Source organism: Mesotoga prima MesG1.Ag.4.2 (genome assembly GCF_000147715.2).
Classification (GTDB): domain Bacteria; phylum Thermotogota; class Thermotogae; order Petrotogales; family Kosmotogaceae; genus Mesotoga; species Mesotoga prima.
In genome coordinates, this window is record NC_017934.1 from 500943 (window position 1) to 525874 (window position 24932).

Below are 24932 nucleotides of genomic sequence, written 5' to 3' on the forward strand. Positions count from 1 at the left end.
TCCCGGCCAGTTATTATTAGAAAGTGCTATACTGTATGAAACTAAAATCAATCTTTCCATATTCCTTCCTCCTGAATGATTCATTCTACCATCTGCAAAGTAACACAGAAAGCATTTCGTTTAAGATTTGTTGAAGTATCTTTGTTAAATAGTGCTCAATCGGTTTATAATACTAGTATGAATATTATTCCAATTTTCGTTCCACATGAGGGTTGCAGAACGCGATGCATATTCTGTAATGAATACTCCGCCACTGGAGTCACTGGAGTTCCCGATGAGAAAGAGATCGTTTCCACTGTAGAGAAGTATCTTTCATTCTTTAGACATCCAGAGGATGTGGAGCTTGCATTTTATGGTGGCACATTTACCGGGTTTGGTAATCAGCAGAAGTACCTGGAGGTTGCAACTGAGTTCTTCAAAGCAGGTCAGATAAAGGGGATCAGATTCTCCACCTCTCCGGGGCTCATATCCGAGAGGTTAGTAGAGTATTTGAAACCTTATCCGGTAAACTTTATCGAGCTTGGAGTCCAGTCTTTTGATGATACTGTTCTGGAGAAATCTAACAGAGACCACAACACCAGCGATGTTTATAAAGCAACTCACTTGTTGAATAGCAACGGAATCAAATTTGGCATTCACTTGATGACCGGGCTACCCGAAGACTCAGAGAGTAAGGACATTCACTCGACCAGAGAGGCTATCAGAGTAGGTGCCTCTTCCGTTAGGCTTCATCCTCTGGTGATTTTGAAGGGTTCTCTTCTTGAGAATGAATACAAACTTCGTAGATTTTCGCCTCTTGACCTCCAGGAGTCTATTGAGATTCTCTGGAAAATGTACCTTCTGCTCTCGACATCGAATGTGAAGATAAACAGGATTGGTATCTGTCTGTATGGAAAGCAGATAGACAACGTGGTGGCCGGTCCATTTCACCCTGCGATTGGAGAACTCGTGCGTGATAGACTTTTCCTTGAAATCGTCAGGGCATTTTCCGGGGAAATGAAGAGAAACGAGCTAAGACTTCATAATAAATTCAAACCATTTTTCACAGGTCATAAGAAGGGAATTGTCGAGGAAGCCCGTAAGGAGGGGATTCTTATAGACTTCGCTCACGATGGTGAGGAAATCGATGTTTCTCTTTATATGAGACGGATCAAAGAAAGGGTTCTGGAGGGAGTTTATGCTGAGGCTTAATTCAGTTTACATAAAAGGATTCAAGAGCTTCGCCATGCCAACTAGATTCGAGGTCTCATCGGGCATGACTGCGGTAGTCGGACCCAATGGCAGTGGAAAATCGAATGTTGTTGACGCGATAAGATGGATATTTGGCGAGCAGTCTATGAAAAACATCAGGGCCGACAGCAGGGAAGATGTCATCTTCAACGGTTCAGAGAGATTTCCACCTTCAAACTCCGCTGAAGTCAAACTTGTATTCGAATCAGAGGAAGGAATCTTTTCAATTGCGCGGGAGATATCTAGAGATGGACAGTCGTCTTACAAAGTCAATGACAAACAGTCCAGACTGAAGGATATAAAGGAGCTATTCCAGGGAACCGGTGTTGGAATGGATATATACTCTATAGTTGGGCAGGGACAGGTCGATAAGGTAGTGACGGCCTCGCCATACGAGCTGAGGGCTCTCATTGAAGAGGCTGCCGGTACTGCGGTGTACAAAGAGAGGAAGAAAGAAGCGCTGGGAAAGTTGGCGGCAACGGAAGAAAATCTAAGCAGACTTGAAGACATAATTTTTGAGCTTGGCAAACAACGTAAGTCTCTTTATCTAAAAGCAAAAAGGGCTGAGAAGTTCGTTGAGTATTCTGCGAAACAGAAGGAGCTGAAGAATCTCTTCTTCGGCAATATCGCAAGACTCGAAGAGGAGAAACTTGGGACTCTTAATGGAGATCTAGGAGAGGTTCGTAACGAGTTAAAAGATCTTCAGAAGAAGTTAATTGAAGGCGAGTCTAAATGGTCAGCTTTAAGGGCAGAGTTCTCAGAAGTTGACAAAGAAATCGAAGGGTTCACGAAACTTCTCGAAGAGTATAAGAAACGGCAAAACGACTTGTTGGAGCTCAAAGAGATGTACTCAAGAAGACTGAACGAAAAAGAGAATAGATTGATAGAAATCTCAACCCGGATTGACAATTTCAGATCGGAAATCGAGGATCTCGATAAGAGAAAGGATGAGATTAAGTTAATTATCGAGAGCCTCGAGCAACAGGTTTCAGATGAAGAAACTGCCCTCTCTTTGTCTGAAGAGGAACGGGACTCCCTTTTAAAAAATTACAGCGCGAGAGAACGAGAATGGCTCAAGCATCAAGAGACCTTTGAGTCTATTTCGAAGAGGCTTTCAAAGATTGAGAATGAGCTCGAGAGACTTGAAAATAGCAGGGAAGACACAAGTAAGAGATTGCGCCTAATCGAAAACCAACTGGAAACGAAAAGAGATAGGTTCGAAACCCTCAAGGAAGAAACCGAGTCTCTAGCAAAACAGGGCAAGGAAAGTTCAGATAAACAACGAAAAGTTGAAGCGGAAGTAAGCGCCTCGAAAGAAAGACTCGTTGAGCTGGATGCAGAATTAGAGAAAGCTAGGGATCGTCTTTCAAGCAATGAAAGCGAGTTTAGAAGATCTCAAATGGAAAGGGGCTTACTCCAAAGGCAGCAAGAAGAATATCAGGGATTCTCCAAAGCAGTCAGAGAAGTCTTCTCGAGAAAGGAGAGCTTTGCGGGACTCAGAGATGTTGTTGCAAACATCATACAGGTACCAGAATCCTTTGAAACCGCTATAACAGTTCTTCTAGGATACCGTATGCAGGATATAGTGGTTGACGACTCAATAACCGCAAAGAGAATAATCGAATTCCTCAAATCGTATAAGATAGGTCGGGTAACCTTGCTTCCCATTGACATGATTGAAGGCAGTTTCAGAAATTTCTCAAGGGTTGAGTCGCATCCAGGCTTCATCAACTACGCTGCCAGGCTTGTAGAAATCCCGGATGGTTTCGAGAAACTACCGGTTTACCTTTTCGGAAACTCAATTGTAGCAAGAACCCTTGATGATGCGATTGAAATGAGGAGATCAGAAGGTTTCATTGGTAGAATTGTATCCGTCGATGGCCAGTTGTTGAGTAGCGGTGGATCCATTACCGGAGGGTTTATTGGAGAAGAAACTCGAACCGATCTACTCTCCAGGAAGAGACGGATCCAAGAACTTGTTGAAAGAGAAGACGAACTGGAGAAGCAAATACAGCTCGGTAATAAGCAGATTGAAAGACTTAGGGACGAGATGACAGAGGTCCGTGGATATCTGAAGGCGCTGCAAGAAGAGCTCAATGAATTGGCTTCAAAGGGGGCGGCAATAAACAGAATGATAGCGGAATTGCTGAAATCTGCTCAGGAAGTCGAGGAAGAGATAGCTGAGCTCCAGAAACTTGAAAACGAATATACTAGAAGGATGGAAGAAAATTTTAGAAAGAAGGAAGTTCTTGTTGGAGAACAATCTGCTCTCAAAGAAGAGCGCTCTGAACTACAACGCAAAGTTGAAGAGGAATCTGAAGAGCTTAAGAAACAGAAGAAAGCCCTTGAACAGCTTCAAGAAAAGATTGTCGATACCAGGCTTAGGCTATCCACTCTATACGAGAAGCAGGAACAGTACACAAAGGAACACAGTTCCTTAATTCAAAAGAGCAAAGCTGATCAGGAGAACATCGATCTTCTTTCTCGAGAAGTCTCAGAAGTCGAATCGGAGACGGAACGGCTGAGAAGACAGGTGGCGGATCAGGAAAGAGAGCTAACCTCAGTCAAGAAAGAAACGGAAAACCTCTTTTCGAGCATAAGAAATCAAAGGGAAGGGAAAGAGCAAAGGTTTTCTGCCCTTCAAGAGGCCGAAGAAGAGATAAATGAAATGAAAGCGGAGAGAGAAAAACTTCGGGACAAATCTCACAAACTTGAGATGCACATTCAAGAGAGCGAGATGAAACTGTCAAGAGTGAGAGAAGAATTAGATGAAGTCGAAGAAGAGGTCGAGATTCTTTCCGAAGAGAAACTTCAAGACATCAAGGTGGAACTTGACGATTACGAGAACAAACTAAAGTTTCTTGGAAGCGTTGATCTTGAGGCTATTGATGAGTATGGTGTTGTAGATAGGGAGTATCAAGAACTCGATGAGCAGAGGAAGGATCTAGAAGAAGCTAAAGTAAAACTTATCGAACTGATTGATAAGACAGATGCTAAGGCGAAGAATATCTTCATGGAAACCTTCAACAGTGTGAACGAGAACTTCAATCGGTACATTGAGGAGATTTTCGACGGAGGAGAAGGCGAGATAAAGATAATCCCTGGTGAAGACTTACTTGAGACCGGTTTGGAGATCACAGTCAGGAGACCTGGAAGAAAGATTCAGAAGCTTCAACTCCTATCCGGTGGGGAAAAGGCACTTGTTGGAATAGCCCTTGTTTTCTCGTTACTGAGTATAAAACCCAGTCCTTTTTACGTTTTAGATGAAGTTGACGCTCCACTGGATGATTTCAATGCCGAAAGGTTCAGAGTGTTGCTTAGGAAACATGCCGCCGACACGCAGTTTCTTGTTGTTACCCATAACAAACTTGTTATGGAGGTTGCAAATGTTCTTCATGGAGTGACAATGACAGACGGTCTTTCAAGAGTAATCCCTGTCGAACTGCAGTCGGTTGAGACAGTTATCGGTTAGTGTTGTCGTGTGAAACTAGCCGCCTGTATTCCCTTCCTATAACCAATAACATTCCTGCTCCGACCAGTGCAGAGCCTGTAAAAAACAACATGGAAGGTGAATTCCCGAGAAAAACAATGTCGGCGATTACGGTGAAAACGGGGATTGTGTAGACCCATAGAGTAGCCGCCTTTCCTCCCCAAAGATCTATTCCCTTGTTCCACATTATGTATCCCAGAGCCGATGCAAAAATCCCTAAGAACAAAATGCCTGAGACCGCACCGAAAGAAAAGACGACGGGTCTTTTGAAAAGAAGGATTTCTGAAAGAGCAAAGGGCGCGGAAAAGAGAAGTCCCCAGAGCATTATTTCTAGAGTTGTCCATATCGAGCTGTTGTGAATCTTCTCATAAAAGTAAGTGTATGCCGTCCAGGAGACTGCTGCACCGAAAGAGAAGAGATTTCCTGTTACGCTAGAGCCATCGGCAAATCTTCCCGAATAAATAATCACTGAGAGTCCCGAGAAAGCTACGAGACCCCCCAAGTATTCGAAGAGATCGTACTTTTTTCTTATTAGGTCATAAAGAAGTATTGTGAGTATGGGAGCCGTGGATACAATCAAAGAAGCGTCAGCGGCATTCGTCATTGTCAAACCATAATTTTCAAAGAAAAAATAAAATGTGATTCCTGAGAGACCTGCTAAAGCCGCATTCTTGTGATCTACGGTATTGAAAGAACCCCTCTTATTTAAGGATATGGGAAACAGAATAACGACTGCAATTGCAAAACGAAGAAAAGCTAGCAGCATTGGAGGAAGTGAACTGACGGCCACCTTGGTAAAAATATATGATCCACCCCAAATCACTGCCGTTGTTGCCAGAATAACAAGACCTAGGGATCTTCTATCAGTCTCTTTCATAATCTTTTATACGGTGAATAATGAAGATCTGATCTGATAATCAAAGGCTCCATAATCAGCGCCTCAAACGGTCCGAGATCAACAGATACCGTTCCGAACGACACTTTAAATGCTCTTCCAGTCAACAGATCCTTCATTTCTGTCCCGTTCATAAGGAAACCCTCCTGCAAAAAAACTCTCGATTTTATGTTGTTTGCAGTAGGGTTGACTACGCAAAGAACCATATCTTCCACAATTTCGCCAGTTCTCTTGAAGGATATGAGTGAACTATCGGAAGAAATCAAGGGTTTGAAATTACCCGCTCGAAGTGATGCTTTTGTTTCTCGAATTGCGTTCAGCTTCTTAAAAAGGATCCGCGTCTCTGTTTCCTTCGAAACACTTTGCCAATCCATCGGAGCCCTGTTCTCAGGATCATTGCCTCCATCCATTTCTATTTCCTCGCCATAATAGATCAAGGGAATCCCGGGAAGACAATACTGAAGAACAAGCGCTGCTTTTACCCTCTGGAAGGATCCGAGCTCGTTCTTAAGCCTGGGTACGTCGTGTGAAGAGAGAATAGTCCAGGAATTAGAAATGAAAGTCAAGCCGGCCTCTTTAATAGCCTCATCGATGATTTTCAGTGCGTCATGTCCGGAAAGATAACCGTTGAGAGTCTCCCAGATTACCAGTCGAAAGTAGTAATTCATCAGCCCGTCCAGATGCGATTGCTCGGGCCAACCACCGGGATAGTTCCAGATTTCCCCGATAACAACCGCGTCACTTCTGACCGATTTGGTGGTCGCAACTATTTCTTTCAAGATTCGTGGTCCAAGATCATAGGCAACATCTAACCTCCAGCCATCTATGCCCTTCTTAAGCCAGTGAGCTACAACTGAGTCAGTGCCTCTAAAAACCATGTTTGAAAGGATCGGATTCTCAAGATTGAGTTCAAGAAGATTACATGAGTCCATCCAGCCTCTTAAACCCTTTTTTCCTTCGAAGAAGTACTTTCTGAATTCCTCATTTCCCTGGAGGGCACCTGGTTCCTCGAATAGCTCAAGAGAGTTGGCCCATTTTCCCGAAGCTCCAACGTGATTGAAAACTCCGTCCAGTATTATACTGAGCCCCTTCGAATGAGCAGTCTCGACAAGTAGAAGGAATTCTTCTTCCGTACCAAAGTCAGGATCTATCTTAAAATAATCAACAGTGTCATACTTATGATTCGTGTGTCCCCAGAATATTGGATTCAAATAAAGAGTGTTCGCGCCAAGGTCTCTTATGTAATCTAGCTCTTCGGTTATTCCCGCAAGATCACCTCCCCAGAAATCATATTGATGACTACCGTCTACGGAAGCAACGGGTTTTTCTCCCCAATCTCTAACGTCTTGCTTTGGAAGCTGATAATGACCTTGTTCGCGTTTTTGAAATACGTTCTTTCCATAGCCAATCTTGAATCTATCTGGGAATATCTGATAGACGATAGAATCTCTTTGCCAGTCTTTCATCTTTTCTCCTCCAGGAATTCATTGGCATAAGCAAGATAGACCATTCCAAGGAAAATGTTGTTTCTGATGGACCAGAGCTCTTGGGGTTTAATATTTATCCTGGATTGCTTCAACCAAGAATTCAAAGTCCAAAGCGTCATCTCGTAGATTTGCATCAGCCCCCTTGAATGCACATAGTCAGAAAATGATTCATCAATACTTCTTTCTTCCATCAAAGCAAAGGGATTCAAAGAGGATTCAACTACCATGATTGATAGTACAACTTCCGGGTCCAGTCTAGACAAATCTAGAGTCTTAATTTCGCCTCCAACTATAATATCAACTTTCACATTTGCAAATTCCATTAAGGCATTGTAAATCTCCTCTGATAGGCGATTCTTAAAGATTGCGGATCTGTCAGAAAGTAAACTGCTGGACTCAATTAACGAAGCTATCTTAGTTTCTAAGTAGGGACATTTCCTCTTTGCATTTTGCTGTGAAAGATCTGATATTGTTTGGTTGCAAACGAAAAGATCGTTCTCCGAAACATTGTGCATCTTTACTGAACTGCTCAATCTATAATTCAGTGAGCCGCTCTTGTCAGTGAAATATCTGTATGCTTCAACCACACGGTCATCGTACTGGTAAGATGGGCTTTCAAGAATGGACTTATAATCGGCTCCAAGGCCTGCATTATAAAGCACGGAGAGAGCTGCAACTCTGTCAAGTCTGTTCTTTGCGCTAAGGGAAGTAAGTATCAATGAAAAAATGATGATCGATGCAAGGAGAATCGAAAGCACGATCATGTCAATTTTCTTACCCTTGTCCATATTCCACCTCGCGGCAATTATAGCAGAGAAAAAGCCGGGTTGCCCCGGCCTCTTGATTATTGACTCTACCTCTTTTTCTTCTCGGGTTTATCGAACTCACAAACACCAACCGGACATCCCGGAGAGTTTAGATGAGAGAGAAACTCGTCCTTAAACCTGTCGAGTATAGATCGCAATGGAATTGGGACAGACTGGCCGAGGCCGCAGAAAGATGATTCTTCCATTGTCTCAGATATGTCATATAACTGGTTGAACATCTCCACAGTTCCTCTTCCCTTTGAGAACTCATCAAGAATGTACACGATTACACGGGTTCCTTCCCTGCAAGGAGAACACTTTCCGCAGGATTCGTGAGCGAAGAACTCCATGAGATTCTTTGCGATATCAACTGCGCAATGAGTTTCATCGATCGCGAGGATTACTCCGGATCCCAGGGATGCACCAGATTTCTTGAAGGAATCAAAATCCAGCTCAGCATCCATCTCTTCTGGTTTAATGAAGGTTCCCGCAGCGCCGCCTGTTTGTACCATTTTTAGGGTTCTGCCCTTGGGGATGCCTCCCCCAAATTTGTGAACAAGATCTCTCACGGAAGTTCCCATGGGCACTTCAACTATTCCTCTCTTAACAAGATCCCCGCACAAAGAAAATACCTTTGTTCCCGGTGATGATTGTGTCCCTATCGACCGGAACCAACCTGCTCCCTTATCTATTATTGGTGGAACACAGGCAAAAGTCTCGACATTATTGACTACTGTTGGCTTGCCGTATAGACCGCTAACTGGAGGATAAGGGGGTTTCAGCCTAGGTCTTCCCGACTTGCCTTCTATAGACTCTATAAGAGCAGTCTCTTCGCCACAAACGTATGCTCCTGCACCCAGTCTGACAGAAAGATCGAATGAAAACTCCGTTCCGAGAACTGACTGTCCCAAAAGCCCGTATTCATACGCCTTGCTTATCGCGTCCCTTAGACTAGATACAGATTCGAAGTATTCTCCCCTGATATAAATGTATCCCTTACTTGCACCTACAGCGTATCCAGCAATAACCATGCCTTCTATAACTGAATGGGGATCACCCTCCATGATTAACCGATCCTTAAATGTCCCCGGTTCGCCTTCGTCAGCGTTACAGATCACGAACTTCTCATCGGATCTGACTTTCTGAGTAAACTCCCATTTCAGTCCCGTTGGAAAGCCGGCCCCTCCTCTTCCTCTGAGGTTGCTCTTCTTCAGCTCTTCTATGACTTCCTCAGGAGTCATTCTCAATGCCTTTGCGAGGCCCTGATATCCATCTAGCGCAATGTACTCTTCAAGATTTCGCGGATCGATAGAACCGGCGTTTCTCAGGACGATTCTCACTTCACTCGTTGATTTGGTAGCTTCAACACTTCCTCCAGAATCGAAATCCGCAACGACCAGATCTCTTACTTTTCGACCCTTTAGAAGGTGTTCCAGGACAATTTTCTCAATGTCTACTTCGGACTTTGCAGAATACATTACATCATCGGGGAGTACAAGAAAGAGAACCCCTCTTCCATACTCACCGAAAGAGCCAGTTTCAAGAATCTCTACCATGGAACTCAGGTTGTAATTCTCGACCAGAGTATTGAGATAGTTCTTTAAGTGCCTGGCACCTAGGAGCAAGCTGTTCGAATCTATAGATACGAGAACCGTGATTGGTTTGCTCATGATTACTCACTCCTTTCCCTTGAGACGATCTCGCGTATTATTTCGGAGACTCTTTTTGGGGTAAGGTTTCCATATGCCTCATCATTTATCATCATAACGGGGGAGACTCCGCAGAGACCGAGACAACTAGTTTCTTCCAGCGTAAACAAGCCATCTTCAGTAGTCTCACCGAAGCCTATCTCAAGCGTATTTTTCAAAGAATCTATCACCGCCTGCCCACCTGTTACATGGCAAGGAAGGCTCTTGCAAACCCTGACGACGTACTTGCCTCTCTTGTGAGTTGAGAACATCGTGTAAAATGTAAGAACCTCATAAATCCTGGAAAGAGGTGTCCCAGTCAATTCCTTCAACACTTCTGCCGCTTCGATTGGAATAAAGTTGCCGTAATGATCTTGAATTGCGTGAAGAGTATTTATTAGTACGTCTCCCTTCTCAAGGCTCTGACCACTTATATCTTCATAGATTCTTGTTACAGTCAAACGGACATCTTCAGCAGACATATAAGTTCCTCCCTTCAATCCTCTTCGAAGTAGCAAAGAAACCCCCGATGAAGGGGGTTCCAAAAAGTTCACGGAGATACTTTGCTGATCGCTCCAAATCTGCAGACTGCAAGACAACTACCGCATCTAGTGCAGATTTCCGGATCTATTTCATGGGGTTTTCTTACCGAACCGCTTATCGCTTCCACAGGGCAAACTCTTGAGCAAGCGGTACAACCCACGCATTTTTCTTTGTCTATCACTACACGTGTCAGAGATTTGCACTTCTTGGCGGGGCATCTTCCGTCCTTCACATGTGCTTCGTATTCGTTCCAGAAATAACGCATCGTCGATATTACCGGCTGTGGAGCCGTCTGGCCAAGTCCACAAAGAGAAGTTGCCATGATGTTCTCGCCAAGATCTTTCAGAAGTTGGAGATCTTCCATAGTACCTTCCCCACTAGTAATTCTTTCAAGGATTTCAAGCATCCTTCTCGTTCCATCTCGACAAGGCGTACACTGACCGCATGACTCTTCGACCGTGAACTCAAGGAAGTATTTTGCAACATCGACCATACAGCTGTCTTCATCCATTACAATCATTCCACCGGAACCGATTATAGTTCCCAGTTTCTTCATGTTGTCGTATGTTATTGGGGTATCGATCAGTTCTAAAGGAATGCATCCTCCGCTTGGTCCTCCGGTCTGGATTGCTTTCAGTTTCTTCCCACCGGGCACGCCCCCGCCTATTTCGAATATCAGCTTTCTCAAAGTGATTCCCATAGGTACTTCGACCAGGCCCGTGTTTTTAACATTCCCGGCAAGGGCGAAGACCTTGGTTCCTCTCGACCCTTCTACCCCAAACTGGCTGAACCATTCGCCGCCATTATTGATTATGGGTGGTATATTGGCAAAAGTCTCTACGTTGTTCAGAAGGGTAGGTTTTTGCCAGAGTCCTTTATTTGCGGGAAAGGGAGGTTTAACTCTTGGTATTCCCCTCTTCCCTTCAATCGAATTGATCAGTGCAGTTTCCTCGCCGCAAACAAATGCGCCTGCTCCGATTCTGATCTCGAGGTCGAATGAAAAGTCAGTACCAAGAATGTTTTCGCCCAGGAAACCATATTCTCTAGCCATTTTCATAGCGTGAGTAAGCCTTTCGATTGCCAGCGGATATTCAGCTCGTACATACACGAAACCCTTCTGAGCACCAACAACTCGTGCAGCAATAGTCATGGCTTCAACTATCGAGTGGGGGTCACCCTCAAGGACCGCTCTATCCATGAATGCGCCAGGGTCACCTTCATCCGCGTTACAAATAACGTATTTTGTGTCACCTTCCGCCTTTTTAGTGAAGTCCCACTTCATCCAGGTTGGAAATCCTGCTCCGCCCCTGCCCTTAAGTTCACTCTTCCTGAGTATTTCGATTACATCGTCAATACCAATTTCAAAAAGGACTTTATGCAGCGCGAAGTATCCATCTCTAGCAATGTACTCATCTATGGAAAGAGGATCGATTACTCCCAGGTTTCTGGTCGCAATTCTCACCTGCTCTGTGAAAAAGGGCAGTTCCTCCTGAGGTCTCTCTCTTAGATCCCCCGCATCTCCTCTGTAAAGTAGATCTTCAACTACTCTACCCTTTAGAATATGCTCTTCTACAATTCGAGACGCGTTTTCTGGAGTGATCTTCTGATAGAAGACACCTTCAGGGTAAATCACAAGCATTGGGCCGAGGTCGCAAGCGCCCATGCATCCAGTTTCTACAACTCTGACAACGTTATCTAGCGAATACTTTCTCAGGGTTTCCTCAAAAATGCCTTTGACACTCTTCTCGCCTGCCGAAATGCAGGCCCCTCCAGCACAGATCAGCACCGTGTTTTCAACTGCGGGCACCCGTAATCACCTCTTCGTTATAGTTCTCCTCTTTTCACTATAAGATCTCCGACAACTTTTCCCCCGACTATGTGTTGTTCGACCACTCTTTTTGCCTGAGCCGGGGTAACATGTCCATATATTATTGGATCGGATCCTTCAAGATGAACCTCTATTGTTGGTTCAGCATCGCAGAGACCAAAACAACCTGACTGAACGACGGAGACATCGTCGATTCCCTTTTCTTCAAGTGAATCAACTATTGCCCTAAGCGTATCCTTTGCACCCGCAGCAATTCCACACGTACCCATTGCCACTATCACTTTTCCTCTTTTGCCTGAGTTACGCATCTTAAGGCCCTTCATTGCGTTCTCTTTGATTTTCATAAGTTCCTCAAGGCTCTTAATCTTCGCCATTACTCGGCCCTCCTGTATTTGTCCAGAATCTTGGAAACCTCGTCTGGGCTGACTCTTCCGTAGTAATCATCTTCGCCAATCAAGACAACCGGGGCCATACTGCAAGCACCCAGACATCTGACAGCATGAATCGAAAAAAGCCCATCGGAGGTTGGTTCGTTCATTTCAACATTCAGTTCGTCTTGAAGTCTTTCGAGAATTTTATCTGCACCCTTAACATAGCAGGCAGTTCCCAGGCAGACTTTTATTTGATTTTTCCCCTTTGGTTTCATGCTGAAGAAGTTATAAAAAGTAACGACTCCATATACCTGACTCAAAGGAATATCTAGTTTCTCTGACACGTGTTGCTGGAGTTCTTCGGACAAGTACCCGAAGATCTCCTGTGCTTTGTGGAGTACATTAATTAATACCCCCGTGTTGCCTTTCACCGAGTCTATGTACTCGTCAAGCTCTTTATAGAGCTGCTGGCATTCCGGGCAATTAACAAGAGACAAACCATGCACCTCCTTTGAGGAAAGAATGTTATTTATTTCACACATGCATTATAACATGCACCTAGAGAAATGGGCTGATTCCTGTGTTAAAATAACCCATGTTCAAGGAGCCTTATGAGGAGGAGATTAGATGGATCTAGAATCCTTTGTCCGTGATGTTCCAAACTTTCCTAAGGAAGGTGTAGTTTTCAAAGACGTCACTCCATTGTTAAAGGATCCGTTGGCTTTTAGAGAGTGTATATTGAGGTTGTCGGAAAAAGCGATGAAAGTTGATTTCAATATAATGGTGGCTCCGGAAGCAAGAGGTTTCATTTTTGCGGCTCCTCTTGCTTTTGAGATAGGAAAGGCCCTTGTACCGGTTAGAAAACCGGGGAAGCTTCCATATAAAACAAAGGAAATCGAGTATGAATTAGAGTATGGTAGAGCCACTCTTCAAATGCACGTAGATGCAATCAACAGAGGAGACAGAGTTCTTATTGTAGACGATATCCTGGCCACAGGTGGAACCATGCAGGCGATTGCTGAAATGATCGAGGAAAGCGGAGGAGAAGTCGTTGAAATTCTTTGCCTGGCAGAACTTGGATTTCTTGAACCTAGAAAGAGGCTATCCAGGTACAGTGTGGAGACTCTTATTACTTACTAGTGGAGGTTTGAAGAATGCTTAAATATGACTTCTCATTTGCGTTTAAGGAAACTCTTGAGAGCGGGTTGTCCTTTGATGAGATATTTGATATTGGGAAAGCTTTATCTGCCAACTTTGAAAAGGTTTTTCAGCCACTTCCTGGTTTTCTTAGGATTCTTGACGATGACGAGATCCTTGAAGAAGTTGGGGCTCTCAAGTCTTGGCTTCAGAGGTTCGAGAACTTTGTCGTCATAGGAATAGGAGGATCGGCCTTGGGAAATCAAGCCCTTCATTCCTCGCTCAAACCAATCAACTGGAACTCTCTTAGTAATGAAAAGAGGGGAGGAAAGGCTCGGATTTTCCTTCTGGACAACGTAGATCCAGACCTGATAGCCTCTGTTCTTGGAGAACTTGATCTTGCTCACACGGTGTTCAACGTAATATCAAAGTCGGGAACAACTGCCGAAAGTATGGCCAACTATCTGGTTGTCAGGGGTTTACTCGAAAAACTAGACCTTCCTGTCAAAGAGCATTTCATATTTACGACCGACAAGGATAATGGTGTTTTAAGACAAATCGCAGACAATGAAGGGGTAAGATCTCTGACGATTCCAGATGATGTAGGTGGGCGTTTCAGCGTTCTTACCCCCGTTGGATTGCTTTCTGCAGTCGCTGAGGGAATAGATATTGAGCAAATCTACGAGGGTGCAAGGTTTGGCAAGGAAAGGTATCTGAGGGATGATTTGAAATCAAACCCAGCCGCTGTTTGTGCTCTTATTCATTACGCGTACTTGAAAAAGGGGCACAATATCTCAGTAATGATGCCTTATTCAAATAGGTTATACACTCTCGCTGATTGGTACAGGCAATTGTGGGCAGAATCTTTGGGAAAGAAATTCGATCTTTCCGGAAGAATTGTCCATACTGGTCAAACCCCTGTGAAATCTTTGGGCGCGATCGACCAGCACTCTCAAGTTCAGCTTTATAATGAGGGGCCAAAAGATAAGGTTGTTACACTGGTGAAGGTTGAAGACTTCGTGAATCAACTTACAATACCTTTCATCCATTCCGATATCGAAGCTCTATCGTATCTTAATGGAATCGGGGTTGGGGAGCTTTTAAATGCAGAACTCAGGGCAACTTCTATTGCTCTCGTTGCAAACGGTGTGCCGAACATGACGATTATCTTCCCTCAGATAGACGAAGTTCATGTAGGCGAGTTTATTATATCTTATGAGATACAGACGGCTATCATGGGGTTTTTGCTGAAAGTAAATCCATATGACCAGCCAGGAGTGGAACTGGGAAAGAAACTTACATACGCTCTTATGGGAAGAAAGGGTTACGAGGAAATAAGGGATAGATATGAGGAGAAAACCTCATGGAGGTTTGAACTATGAAGTCAGAGCTATTAAGAGTTCTTGAGGGTTTTTCAGTTGAGGAAGTCTTCTACACTTCGGGAGAACCAATACCTACCTTTGTGATAGTTTCGATGGAATCTGAGGATCTTTTGAAGAAGATTGGAGAAATGGAGGAAATCGAGGCAGACATCATAGTGATAAGCCCTGAAGAGAAGAAAGAGCTGAAGAATGCAAGCAGTGAGTTGTCAAGAGTCGTGCTGAATGTTATCGAGTCGGGAGAAAAGCTTCTGTAATGATTGTTGGTCTTGTGGGAAAAGCGGGGAGTGGCAAGTCAACGGCTGCAGAGCGTCTGGCCAAATCAAAAATGGAGTTAATCTCCCTCGATAAGCTCGGACACGACGCGCTGAGAGAAGAACAAGAAAGCCTGGTCAACTCCTTTGGGAGAGGCATTTTGACGTGCGGTAACGTTGATAGAAAGAAGCTGTCCAGAATAGTCTTCGAAAACTCCGATCTTCTTACAAAGCTGAATAAGATAGTCCATCCTGTGATAAAGCGAAAAGCCCTGGAGATCGTCGGTAAGGATTTTTCAGATCACTATATCTTTGACGGAGCCCTTATCCATGAAATTGGACTCGCTGAGTATTGCGACAAAATCATATGGTTTGAATGCCCGAACGAGATAGCGATCGAGAGACTTATGAAGAGAGGAATGAGCAAATCACGTGCAGAATCGATTCTGGCCTCACAGCAATACCTCGATTCGATAAAAGAGTCTGTAGATGCTGTAGTTACTACATTAGGCAGTAGTGAAGAGACTTTCGAGAAACTGAGATCGATTCTTTTTGAGTGGGGCATAGTGGTATAATTGGGTTACTTAGAAATCCTTTATAAGGAGGTAGGGAAATGCGCAAGAGACTGATTCTCGCTTTGTTGATTGTATCTTTTGCTGTTTTTACCTTTGCTGTGACGGAGATCGAATTCTGGCACGCGATGGGCGGCGCGCAGGGAACAACAGTCAATGAAATTGTAGCATCCTTCAACGAGGCCAACCCTGATATCTTGGTGAAGGCAATCTATGTTGGTAACTACAGTGCTTTGCAGCAGAAACTCCTGGTAAGTGCGGAAAGCAAGACATTACCTGCTCTTTCTCAGGCTTACGGGAACTGGACTGCCAGACTTATACCTCGAGATGCTGTTCAAGAACTGAATTCCTTGATTTCCGATCCCGAAGTTGGCTTGACGGATGAGGAATGGGATGCCATTTGGAATCCTTTCAAGAAAATGGTCACCTGGGGTGATACAGTATATGCCCTTCCTTTCAACAAAAGTACTTACGTCCTTTATTACAACACTGACCTCTTTGAGCAATATGGGCTTGAGGTTCCTAAGACAATGGACGATCTTCTGTTTGCAGCGATGATGCTTACTGAGGACAAGAACAACGACGGTCAGATTGATCAATATGGCTTTGGTTTCAGAACCACGATCGATCATTTCATGATATTCCTGAGAGCCAATGGTGGAGAAGCAATCGATATAAAGCCCGATGGCTCGGTTGAAGTAACTATCAATTCTCCTGAAGCAAAAGAGGCTCTTCAGTTGATGTACGATATGGCTCATACCTACAACGTCGCCCTTTTCCAGGGTGGTTACCTGGACGCACCATTCGGGGACGGCCAGATAGCAATGTTTGTAGAGACTATTGCGTCGGCTTCTTACGTTGATTCAGGTTCCAGAGGAAAGCACGGCTGGGCATGGGCTCCCGTTCCAATGTGGAAAGTCCAGGCTCCTCCTTTTGCCGGAACAGATGTAGTGATGTTCAAAGGGATTTCTCCTGAACAGAAGGCTGCTGCTTGGAAATTCATGAAGTATCTCATAAGCCCGGAAATACAGGCTTATTGGTCGGTTAAGACAGGATATATGCCTGTTACCGAAATTGCTTTGACAACCCCTCAATGGAAGGCCTACGAGGAACAGAACCCGACTGTAATGGTTCCTATTAGTCAGATCCCTTACGGTTCGGTTGATCCTAATGTTGCTCTTTGGGATGACGTAAGAAACATTCTTGGAACAATGGTAGGAGATGTAATCAACCAGAAGAGAACCGTGGAAGAAGGGCTGGCATGGGCAGAGCAGGAAATTCTCTTGAAAGTTGCTGAGCAACAATAAACAAAGCATTGAGTAGGGAGGCCTATGGCCTCCCTTTTTTGTTGAATTCAGAAGAATGAAAGCAGAGGTTCAGGATCTAGTTTGGAATAATCAGTTCTTGAACTCATGAACAAGAACAGACAGAATTTCATTTCGGTTCGGAGATTATTTTCATCGGCTGTATGTGGAGTTCTACCCTCTTAAGGTAGAATTGTCTCGAATGTTTTCAATTTCCGGGGTACCATCTTTGAGAGGCGGGAGTAAATGAAAAAGTACTTTCATGTATTCAACTTCTACGCGTTTTCGTTCTCAATACTACTTTACTTACTAAATTCATCGATCAACACTAAAGCGGCCGAATGGGGTCTGTCATATATGGTAATTGGTTTGATCAACTTCATTGGCTGTGTTTTTTACGTAATCTCTGCCCTGGTATTCGGAAGAATGGGGGACAGAACCGGTTTTAAGCGAAGTTTGTCAATTGGCATGTTTATCATGACAATCGCTCTTTTTCTTGGTTTCTTCTGGAGCCGACCTGTAGATATAGTGATAGCAGCCATTGGGGTGAATCTCTTTTTTGGATTCTTTTTCCCGTCACTAGAAGGGTTGCTTTCGAAGTCGGAAAAGAGTATTGGAATTGATTCGGCTTCGACCGTTGTTCGTTTTGTCCTCTCGTGGAGTGCAGGTAACATTGTTGGAATGGCTTTTGGGCCATTTCTTATCCAGAGGTTCCCGGCAGCTATCTTTTCTTACGGAATTGCTCTCTGTGGACTCGGTAGCATACATGTGAGATCACATCTCAAAAGACACGGCGAATCCCTTCCCGGTTCTTTTGCCGAAACATTCAGTTCGTCATTCAGTGAGATTGATCTCCCAAGGCTAGAGGAGTACAGAAAAGTTTACAGATTTACTTTCTTGCTCGCAGGTATAATCTATACAAGTGGAATGGCACTTTTCCCTAAGCTAATATCTTCAACAGGCATACAGCTCCAGAATGTGGGTTTCTTGACAGTAGGTGCAAACGTCGGGGTCTTCCTTTCTTTTGTCTTCCTGAGCCTCTTTCGTTTTTGGGTTGGTAGTCCTGAATTATCCTTCATTACCATGATAACTGTCTTTGGAGCGGCCGTTGCCACATTTTTCCTTCCAGAGAGTCCAGTCACGTTCTTCCTTGCCACTCTGTTTTCAGGTGCAACCTATGCGGTTCCCTACATATTTGCAATCTTCTACGGCCTTACCTCGAAGGAAGACGATCATGGTAAGCAGGGAGGCATTCACGAGTCTATGGTAGGTATTATTTTCGGTGTCGGACCGCTATTGGGAGGGTATTTTCTCCAGTTATGGCCCTCTTTGAAGAGCGTAGGTCTAATGTCGATAGGTTTGATAACGGTAATTATTATCAGTCAAATGACCTTCTTGTTTAAGAATAATGTTAAGCGGCAGTGAACTTCAATAAGTGGTTGTCGCAAATTATAATTGTCTTCAAATCAAGTTCTTAAGTTAAGTCAATCTTCACGAACCAACCTTGCGTTGTGAGAAATAGCTTTCCAGTATGTGGTATAGTATACTAGTTATGGTAGTCTTGTGTTTGAATAATTCTGGTTAGGATCTTGACACAACCATCTCTATCTACTTGAGCAAAGAAAAATCTTTAGTCAGAAACTTAATACTCGTTCATAAGAAAGGGTCTTAACCGTACTCCATTTTTTTGGCCGATTATGGAAGGAGAGATTTATGGGTTTCTTTGAGTATCTGGGACGGAATTACGATTTGGTTCTTATTGAGTTACTCAATCACATAAAGATAATTGCTATAGCTATCCCGATCGCGATTGGGATTGGTGTTCCCATCGGGATTGTGGTTTCGAGGAGCAAAAGGGCTTCTTCTATTGCCCTATATGGAGCCGGAATTCTTATGACAATTCCCAGTCTTGCGCTGTTCGGTTATATGGTAGTCCTCTTAGCGCCACTTAAGGCTGGAATAGGTGTTACGCCAGCTGTGATTGCTTTAGTAATTTACTCATTTCTTCCCGTAATAAGGAACACGGTTGTTGCTGTGAATTCAGTGGATCCCAGAATGATTGAAGCAGCCAGAGGAATGGGGATGACCAACTGGCAGATCCTCTTCAGGGTAAGACTTCCGCTCACTATACCGATTATAATGGCAGGCGTAAGAAACGCTGCTGTTATGGGTGTAAGTGTAGCCACTATCGCGTACCTTATCGGCGCAAGAGGACTTGGGTACTTCATCTTCTCAGGGCTAGGCAGGTCAAATTTCAATATGGTTCTTCTGGGAGCTCTGATAGTTTCCATACTGGGAATAGGAACAAACTATGGTTTGCTCGCTCTAGAAGAGATCATCACTCCCAGAGGACTGAAAATCGAGAGGGAAAAGTGAGGTGGAACATAGATGTCTATAGAATTCAAAAATGTCGTTAAAGAATACGAAGAAGGATTCAAAGCAGTCGACAACCTCAGTATTACCTTTGAGGACAAGAAGTTGACAATACTAATAGGTCCCTCCGGCTGTGGGAAGACAACCACTTTGAAGATGATAAATAGGTTAATTGAGAAAACCGATGGAGAAATTGTCGTTGACGGGACATCGCTTGATGAAATCGATCCGATTAGACTGAGAAGAAGCATCGGATACGTAATCCAAGAGATTGGTCTTTTTCCTCACATGACAGTTTTCGATAATATTGCTGTCACTCCAAGACTGATGAAGTGGGATGAATCAAGAATCAAGAAACATGTTTTTGAATTGCTGGACCTTGTAAACCTCGAACCTTCCGACTATGCAGAGAAATACCCAGCCCAACTTTCGGGAGGACAACGTCAAAGAGTAGGAGTAGCAAGAGGTCTAGCTTCCGATCCAAAAATAGTTCTTATGGACGAACCTTTCGGAGCAATAGATCCGATTAACCGTGAAAAGCTTCAGGACGGGTTTCTCGAAATTCAGTCGAAGATAGAGAAGACAATTATCTTCGTAACTCACGATATCAGGGAAGCAATCAAGCTGGGTGACAAGATAGCGATTCTAGACGACGGAAAACTGGTGCAATATGCCGATACAATGACGGTGGTTCAGGAACCGGCTAATGAGTTTGTTGAAGATCTTCTTGGCGCAGATAGAGCGTTGAAGGGTCTTGAACTCGTGCGAGTAAGGGAGACTTACGTTCCTGGCGGAAAGTGGATCGAAGACACAGGTGATTGCAAGGTAAAAAAGGCAAAGGATTTTCTCGTTAACGAGGGAAGAAAATTCGCCTACGTTGTTGATGGAAGCAAAAGACTCAAGGGGTATGTTATGTTGAAACAGCTAAGCAAGGCGTCTGATGAAGAGCCCCTAAAGAAGTACTTGAGATCTATCGAGACCATACAACCTCTTTCGAATTTGATGGAGGCGATGTCATTGATCATGAATACCGGGCTTTCCTCGCTGCCGGTCGTCGACGATAAGGAGAGGCTACTTGGAATCTTGAGGTTCAAGGATCTTGTAAACCTCGTAGGCTCTTATGAGTCGTCTGATGAGGAGTGAGATCATGGAAGTCTTAGAATATATGTTCGAGAATTCTGGCTACATTATGGAAAGGCTTCTTGAGCACATTTTCATCTTCCTTACTTCCTGGAGCATGGCAGTAGTGGCAGGGGTTGCAATTGCGATTTTTGTTACCAGGCCAGGGCACAGAAAAGCGGGCAAACTGGTTCTGTCGATCACCGGAGCAACTCAGGCCGTTCCCAGTATCGCAGTGATCGCTCTTGTTTTCCTGTTCATGGGAATTGGAGCCGCTCCAGCCGTAGTTGCTCTCTTCCTTTATAGTCTAGTACCGGTAGTCTTCAATACTGCATCCGGCTTGATGAATGTCTCGATGATGATGAAAGAGGCGGCTAAGGGAATGGGAATGACTAACAGGCAGATATTGTGGAAGGTAGAAATGCCTGTAACGGTTCCGACAATGTTATCTGGAATTAGGAGTTCGGCGACGATAAATATTGGTACTGCTGCGATTGCCGCATCAATTGGAGCGGGTGGTCTGGGAGAGATCATCTTTACTGGCCTTCGTATGACAAGGGGTCCAATGATAATTGCAGGAGCCATTCCTGTAACGATTTTGGCGATAGCAGTAGACATAATCCTAGGTTTTTCGGAGAAGGCTCTGACTTCGAAAGGCCTCAAAATTTAGGAAACATGGAGGTGTTTAGTTTTGAAAAGACTATTTCTTATTACGTTGGTAGTATTGATGGCAACGGTTATGTCATTCGGTCAGACAAGACTGAATGTTGGAGCAAAGAACTTTACAGAGCAGTACATTGTCAGTAGCATGATTTCGCAGCTTCTGGAAGATGCCGGGTTCAGAGTGACCGAGAATTTTGGGATGAGCTCATTTGTTGCAAGAAGTGCACTCGAAACCGGGCAGATTGACCTTTATGCTGACTACACAGGTACGGCCTGGCCAACATATTTGGGCCACGAAAAGATGATTAGAGATCCTCATGAACTTTACGAGGCAGTAAAGGCCGAAGATCTCGAAAATGGTATTGTATGGCTCGACATGGCAAATTTCAACAACACTTATGCCCTTGCCGTTAGAAGAGATTTCGCTGCTGAGCATGGGCTCACAACACTCGAAGATCTGGCTGAGCTGACTCATGAAGATCCGGATCTTCTCTTTGGAATTGTATACGAGTTCCTTGAAAGAGACGATGGATTTTGGCCTATGAGTGAGGCATATGGTTTTGCCGTGGAGAAGAGACAAGTCAAGACAATGGAAATCGGACTGACATATGAGGCACTAGACAAGAACCAAATCGATGTTGCAATGGTCTTTTCTACTGATGGAAAATTGGAGAAGTACAATCTTCTAGTGCTTGAAGATACTAAGAGTTTCTTCCCATCATACAACCTAGCTGTTACAGTACGGAAGGAAATATTAGAAAACAATCCCGAAATTGAGGAGATCTTGAGGCCAATCTCTGTCTATCTTACTGAACCAATAATGACAAGGCTTAATTATCTGGTTGACGCTGCAGGTTATGAGCCTGATGAAGTTGCTGAAGGATTCCTAAAAGGATTGGGCCTTATAGATTGAGTTGTTTTTCGTTAAGAATTAAGAGCCGCCAAAAGGCGGCTCTGTTCTTTAGGAGGGTACTGAAAGAATCAAATCCATGATTTTCTGCCCTATGGAAAGAGAAAGGTATGGTTCAAGAGACGTTCACCATTAGAGAGACAGCTAAACACCCCGTATGTTTAGCTATGATATAATCAGTCGAATATGCTTTCAGGAAGGGAGGAAAGAAAGTGTCAGAGAAATTTGTGTACTATTTTGGAAAGAAAAAGGCCGAAGGCGATGCGAAGATGAAAAACCTTCTCGGTGGAAAGGGAGCCAATCTAGCTGAAATGGTTAAAATAGGAATTCCCGTCCCCCCAGGGTTCACTATCTCTGCTGAAGTCTGCAAGTACTACTATGAGCATGGTAATAAATATCCGGAAAGCCTTGAGAATGAAGTGAAAGAGGCTGTAAGACTTTTGGAAGAAGAAACCGGAAAGGGATTTGGTTCTAATGAGAGACCATTGCTCGTTTCTGTGAGGTCAGGAGCAGCAATTTCGATGCCTGGCATGATGGATACTATTCTAAATCTTGGTCTCAATGACGAGACGGTAGATGGAATGATCAAAGAATCAGGTAATCCTAGGTTCTGTTACGATGCCTACAGAAGATTTCTTCAGATGTTTGGGGATGTCGTTCTCAAGATCGAGCATTCAGAATTTGAAGGTGCGCTTTCTAGTATAAAGAAAGAGAAGGGCGTCAAACTTGATACTGAACTCGATGCAGATGATATGAAGGAAGTGGTGAAGAGATATCTTGAGGTCTATAGCAAGGCTGGAAAAGAGTTCCCACAGGATCCTTGGAAACAATTGTGGATGGCTACCGACGCAGTATTTGGAAGTTGGATGAATGAAAGGGCGATAAAGTATCGTGCCCTCAATGGAATAAGAGAGGGAGAACTCCTGGGAACTGCGGTTAACGTTGTGGCAATGGTTTTTGGCAACACGGGAGAAGATAGTGGAACGGGAGTTGCATTCACGAGAGATCCTAATACCGGCGAGAAGCAATTTTATGGAGAGTATTTGCCTAACGCTCAGGGAGAGGACGTTGTTGCCGGAACGCGTACACCATTCCCTCTAACAAAACTCCAGGATATTAATCCGGCAGTTTACGATCAGTTGCTAGATATCTTCAGCAAACTGGAGAATCATTATCGAGACATGCAGGACATTGAATTTACTGTTGAACACGGGGTTCTGTATTTGCTTCAGACTCGTAATGGAAAGCGGACTCCTTACGCAAGCGTCAAGATCGCGGTTGATCTCGCTGATGAAAAGAGAATTTCCAAAGAAGAAGCAGTTATGAGAGTCACTCCCGAACATATTGAGACTCTTCTTCACCCCTATTTCACCAAAGAGACTATGGAGAGTGCAGAGCTTCTAGCTAAGGGAATTGCTGCTTCTCCCGGAGCCGCTTCAGGTGCAGTTGCTTTTGACCCAGAAACGGCTGAAAAGATGGCTAGAGAAGAAGGTAAGGCGGTTATCCTTGTCAGACCTGAGACTTCGCCTGAGGATATTGCCGGAATGGCAGCCGCTCAGGGAATTCTGACTTCTACGGGAGGTAAGACCTCACATGCGGCGGTGGTTGCGAGAGGTATGGGCAAAACCTGTATAGTAGGTTGCGAAGCCGTAGAGGTAGATCAGAAGACAAGGACAATGAGAGTAAATGGAAAGACCATAAATGAGGGCGAATGGATTAGCATTGACGGTACTTCAGGCGAAGTATTCATGGGTAAACTCGATTCAGTTAAGCCTCAGGGTCTCGAAGGACCGCTTGCGAAACTGCTTGGCTGGGCCGATGAAATCAGGAAGCTCGGTATAAGAACGAATGCCGATACTCCTAGAGATGCCAAGATTGCCAGGGAGTTCGGGGCTGAAGGAATTGGTCTCACCAGAACGGAACATATGTTCTTCCAGGAAGACAGGATTTTTGCGGTTCGTCAGATGATTACTTCCAGTACCAGAGAGCAGAGAGAAAAAGCTCTCAATAAGCTTCTTCCAATGCAAGAAGAGGATTTCTACGGAATATTCAAAGCTATGGAAGGTCTGCCCGTCACCATTAGGCTCCTGGATCCTCCACTTCATGAATTCCTTCCCAAAGAAGACGAAGATGTCAAAGAACTGGCTGAGGAGATGGGAATGACCTATGAGGAATTGAAGACAACAGTTGAAGATCTTCATGAGTTCAATCCCATGATGGGGTTCAGGGGTTGCAGACTTGCAGTTGTATACCCCGAAATTGCCGAGATGCAAACGAAAGCGATAATTGGAGCTGCTCTAAAGTTGGTTGAGGAAGGAAAGTCAGTGGTTCCAGAGATCATGATTCCGCTAATCGTTGAGCTGGAAGAGCTTAAGTTTGTAAAATCGGTGATAGTAAAAGCGGCAGACGAACTCATTTCAAAATCTGGATTGAAGCTGGATTACAAAGTAGGTACGATGATAGAAGTTCCAAGAGCTGCCCTTACTGCCGATGAAATTGCAAAAGAAGCTGAATTCTTCAGCTTTGGAACGAATGATCTTACGCAGATGACTTACGGTTTCAGTAGAGATGACTATGGAAAGTTCGTTGGACACTATATGGAAAAAGGTATTCTGGAAAACGATCCATTCCAGAAGCTTGATAGAGTGGGTGTTGGCCAGCTCGTGAAGATGGGAACTGAAAAGGGCCGCTCCAGCAGGCCAGATCTGAAGGTAGGAATATGTGGTGAACACGGCGGCGAACCTTCGTCAGTTGAGTTTTGTCACATCGTGGGTCTGAACTATGTCAGTTGTTCGCCCTACAGGGTTCCAGTAGCGAGATTGTCCGCAGCTCAAGCAGTAGTAAAGAATAGATAGTCTTCATTTTGGGCCGCGCCTGTTGGTG

General features: G+C 44.2%; 21 protein-coding genes. 13 read left to right on the top strand and 8 right to left on the bottom strand.

The window, feature by feature from the left end; genetic code table 11:
* The first annotated feature begins 177 nt into the window (after positions 1–177).
* Both THEBA_RS02415 and smc read left to right on the top strand, forming a co-directional pair.
* Positions 178–1191 (top strand): elongator complex protein 3, encoded by a 1014-nt coding sequence (locus tag THEBA_RS02415; RefSeq protein ID WP_236609195.1) that lies wholly within the window; start codon positions 178–180, stop codon positions 1189–1191.
* On the top strand, positions 1178–4702 hold the full coding sequence (gene smc / locus THEBA_RS02420; RefSeq protein WP_014730297.1) for a chromosome segregation protein SMC: 3525 nt from the start codon (positions 1178–1180) through the stop codon (positions 4700–4702). The genes THEBA_RS02415 and smc overlap by 14 nt, the downstream gene beginning before the upstream one ends.
* Here the strand turns inward: smc and THEBA_RS02425 are convergent.
* From THEBA_RS02425 to THEBA_RS02460, 8 genes are all read right to left on the bottom strand, one after another.
* Positions 4692–5597 (bottom strand): DMT family transporter, encoded by a 906-nt coding sequence (locus tag THEBA_RS02425; RefSeq protein ID WP_014730298.1) that lies wholly within the window; start codon positions 5595–5597, stop codon positions 4692–4694. The two genes, smc and THEBA_RS02425, sit on opposite strands and share 11 nt — an antisense overlap.
* Positions 5594–7081: a cyclomaltodextrinase gene (gene aglB, locus THEBA_RS02430; RefSeq protein WP_014730299.1), complete on the bottom strand. Its 1488-nt coding sequence runs from the start codon at positions 7079–7081 to the stop codon at positions 5594–5596. The genes THEBA_RS02425 and aglB overlap by 4 nt, the downstream gene beginning before the upstream one ends.
* Complete coding sequence (locus THEBA_RS02435; protein ID WP_014730300.1) at positions 7078–7890, bottom strand: transglycosylase SLT domain-containing protein; 813 nt, start codon at positions 7888–7890, stop codon at positions 7078–7080. Before THEBA_RS02435 ends, aglB begins: the two co-directional genes overlap by 4 nt.
* 65 nt (positions 7891–7955) lie before the next feature.
* Complete coding sequence (gene nuoF, locus THEBA_RS02440) at positions 7956–9578, bottom strand: NADH-quinone oxidoreductase subunit NuoF (protein ID WP_014730301.1); 1623 nt, start codon at positions 9576–9578, stop codon at positions 7956–7958.
* Positions 9579–9580: 2 nt separating this feature from the next.
* Positions 9581–10078 carry an NADH-quinone oxidoreductase subunit NuoE family protein gene (locus THEBA_RS02445; RefSeq protein WP_014730302.1) on the bottom strand — a complete coding sequence of 166 codons (498 nt, stop codon included), beginning with the start codon at positions 10076–10078 and terminating at the stop codon, positions 9581–9583.
* A 68-nt stretch (positions 10079–10146) separates the two neighbouring features.
* Entirely contained in the window at positions 10147–11946 is a 1800-nt protein-coding gene (gene nuoF / locus THEBA_RS02450) for an NADH-quinone oxidoreductase subunit NuoF (protein WP_014730303.1), read from the bottom strand.
* Between the two features lie 17 nt (positions 11947–11963).
* On the bottom strand, positions 11964–12341 hold the full coding sequence (locus THEBA_RS02455) for a (2Fe-2S) ferredoxin domain-containing protein (protein ID WP_014730304.1): 378 nt from the start codon (positions 12339–12341) through the stop codon (positions 11964–11966).
* Complete coding sequence (locus THEBA_RS02460; protein WP_014730305.1) at positions 12341–12835, bottom strand: NADH-quinone oxidoreductase subunit NuoE family protein; 495 nt, start codon at positions 12833–12835, stop codon at positions 12341–12343. Before THEBA_RS02460 ends, THEBA_RS02455 begins: the two co-directional genes overlap by 1 nt.
* A gap of 130 nt (positions 12836–12965) precedes the next feature.
* Between THEBA_RS02460 and THEBA_RS02465 the strand changes: the two genes are divergently transcribed.
* The 11 genes from THEBA_RS02465 (at position 12966) to ppdK (ending at position 24904) form a co-directional block, all read left to right on the top strand.
* Positions 12966–13478, top strand: coding sequence for an adenine phosphoribosyltransferase (locus THEBA_RS02465; RefSeq protein WP_014730306.1), 513 nt, complete (start codon positions 12966–12968; stop codon positions 13476–13478).
* A 14-nt stretch (positions 13479–13492) separates the two neighbouring features.
* Entirely contained in the window at positions 13493–14857 is a 1365-nt protein-coding gene (locus tag THEBA_RS02470) for a glucose-6-phosphate isomerase (protein ID WP_014730307.1), read from the top strand.
* Entirely contained in the window at positions 14854–15111 is a 258-nt protein-coding gene (locus THEBA_RS02475; protein WP_006492079.1) for a hypothetical protein, read from the top strand. The genes THEBA_RS02470 and THEBA_RS02475 overlap by 4 nt, the downstream gene beginning before the upstream one ends.
* Positions 15111–15683 (top strand): dephospho-CoA kinase, encoded by a 573-nt coding sequence (gene coaE / locus THEBA_RS02480; RefSeq protein ID WP_014730308.1) that lies wholly within the window; start codon positions 15111–15113, stop codon positions 15681–15683. The genes THEBA_RS02475 and coaE overlap by 1 nt, the downstream gene beginning before the upstream one ends.
* Positions 15684–15721: 38 nt before the next feature.
* Complete coding sequence (locus THEBA_RS02485) at positions 15722–16987, top strand: ABC transporter substrate-binding protein (RefSeq protein ID WP_014730309.1); 1266 nt, start codon at positions 15722–15724, stop codon at positions 16985–16987.
* Positions 16988–17230: 243 nt separating this feature from the next.
* A complete protein-coding gene (locus THEBA_RS02490) occupies positions 17231–18409 on the top strand; it encodes an MFS transporter (RefSeq protein ID WP_014730310.1) in 1179 nt (392 codons plus the stop codon).
* A 288-nt stretch (positions 18410–18697) separates the two neighbouring features.
* Entirely contained in the window at positions 18698–19360 is a 663-nt protein-coding gene (locus tag THEBA_RS02495; protein ID WP_014730311.1) for an ABC transporter permease, read from the top strand.
* Positions 19361–19372: 12 nt separating this feature from the next.
* Positions 19373–20500 carry a betaine/proline/choline family ABC transporter ATP-binding protein gene (locus THEBA_RS02500; protein WP_014730312.1) on the top strand — a complete coding sequence of 376 codons (1128 nt, stop codon included), beginning with the start codon at positions 19373–19375 and terminating at the stop codon, positions 20498–20500.
* 4 nt (positions 20501–20504) lie between these two features.
* A complete protein-coding gene (locus THEBA_RS02505; protein ID WP_014730313.1) occupies positions 20505–21146 on the top strand; it encodes an ABC transporter permease in 642 nt (213 codons plus the stop codon).
* 21 nt (positions 21147–21167) lie between these two features.
* Positions 21168–22052 (top strand): ABC transporter substrate-binding protein, encoded by an 885-nt coding sequence (locus THEBA_RS02510; protein ID WP_014730314.1) that lies wholly within the window; start codon positions 21168–21170, stop codon positions 22050–22052.
* Positions 22053–22261: 209 nt separating this feature from the next.
* Positions 22262–24904, top strand: a complete 2643-nt coding sequence (ppdK, locus tag THEBA_RS02515; RefSeq protein WP_014730315.1) for a pyruvate, phosphate dikinase — start codon at positions 22262–22264, stop codon at positions 24902–24904.
* Positions 24905–24932: the final 28 nt, after the last annotated feature.